Below are 1184 nucleotides of genomic sequence, written 5' to 3'. Positions count from 1 at the left end.
TGTCGCAAGTGGCGCCTGCTAGCAAAGGTGCCACGGTTCATCAGCGGGTTGAGCGTATTGAAATAGTCGCCGCGCCTGGTCAATCACCCGAGGAACTTGGCGCCGCCGTGGGTGATGCGCTTTCGGGTTTATATACTCAGCCACTTTATGATTTACCTAAGTAATTTAAGGGGGTTGAATGCCAAGTACATTATTAAAATTGGGTAGCTTTAAATTCAGTACCAATACAGCCGCCTTTGATCGCATGGCTAAAAAGCACAGTTGGCGCTGGGCGGCGCAAGCGCGCTTTGGCAATAATGATTTACTGCAATATACGGGTAAAGATGCTGCCACTATTTCTTTGTCGGGCATTGTGGCAACGCATAGAGCGGGTGTGGGTATTGGGCGCATCGATGAATTGGTGGCCGTCGGTAATTTAGCCGTGCCTCAGTTATTGGTAGCTGGCACCGGTGAGGTCATGGGTTATTGGGTGGTGACAAATGCCGAAGAGGTGGGCACCCGTTTTGTCGCCGGCGGCGCTGCGCGCAGGCAAGCATTTACACTGGAGTTAACGTTTTATGGCGCGAACTTACATAACGCTTGAGGGTGATGTGCTAGATCGCATTTGCTGGCATGAATATGGCGATGAGAGCCGCTTTGTGGATGTGTTAGAGGCTAACCCTGATTTAGCGCAATACCATCCTGTGTTACCTGCAGGCTTAAGGGTGGTATTGCCTGATTTTGGCCCTAGGGTTGAGGCGGTAAAGGCGGTGAGTTTATGGGATTAGTCTTTAAGGTCGAAGCCGGTGGCAAGGATATTACCCGCGTAATCGCTCAAAACTTAGAGGTGTTACGCGTGACGGATAAAGCGGGGACTCAAAGCGATGCACTGGCCATTGTATTGGCGGCAGAGCGCTCAATAGCCTTGCCACCTGCAGGTGTTGCGCTCAATGTGTCGCTCGGTTTTGGCGAGGTATTAAGGCCTAAAGGGCGCTTTGTGGTTGGTGGTATAGGCGAAAGCGGATGGCCGCGCAAAATCACTATCGAGGCGAGTGCGGCATCGCTCAATAGCGATAAGGGCGAGGCGGTGATGCAAAGTCAAAAAACGCGCGCGTGGGAGGCTATTTCACTGTCAGATATTGTTCAAAAAATCGCCGCTGAGCACGGCTTGGTGCCCAAGGTGTCCGCTGAGTTTGCAGCGGTGA

General features: G+C 52.1%; 3 protein-coding genes. All 3 read left to right on the top strand.

The genetic code is table 11. The features are described 5' to 3' along the window. Positions 1-178 precede the first annotated feature (178 nt). Positions 179-583 (top strand): phage tail protein, encoded by a 405-nt coding sequence (locus AC438_RS16380; protein ID WP_053982328.1) that lies wholly within the window; start codon positions 179-181, stop codon positions 581-583. Continuing rightward, complete coding sequence (locus AC438_RS16375; RefSeq protein WP_053982327.1) at positions 558-767, top strand: tail protein X; 210 nt, start codon at positions 558-560, stop codon at positions 765-767. The genes AC438_RS16380 and AC438_RS16375 overlap by 26 nt, the downstream gene beginning before the upstream one ends. After that, the coding region (locus tag AC438_RS16370) for a hypothetical protein (RefSeq protein ID WP_202904794.1) at positions 758-1184 on the top strand (427 nt) is incomplete at its 3' end. The genes AC438_RS16375 and AC438_RS16370, both read left to right, overlap by 10 nt.

Origin of the sequence: Marinagarivorans algicola, from assembly GCF_001292705.1 — a bacterium.
In the GTDB taxonomy this organism is placed as follows: Bacteria; Pseudomonadota; Gammaproteobacteria; order Pseudomonadales; family Cellvibrionaceae; genus Marinagarivorans; species Marinagarivorans algicola.
Note: the sequence above shows the minus strand (reverse complement) of the source record. Positions and strands in the feature narration are given on the sequence as shown.

What these genes read in the sequence shown, in the direction of transcription:
- AC438_RS16380 (WP_053982328.1), top strand. Translation starts at nt 179, where the DNA reads ATGCCAAGTACATTATTAAAATTGGGTAGCTTTAAATTCAGTACCAAT.
- AC438_RS16375 (WP_053982327.1), top strand. Translation starts at nt 558, where the DNA reads ATGGCGCGAACTTACATAACGCTTGAGGGTGATGTGCTAGATCGCATT.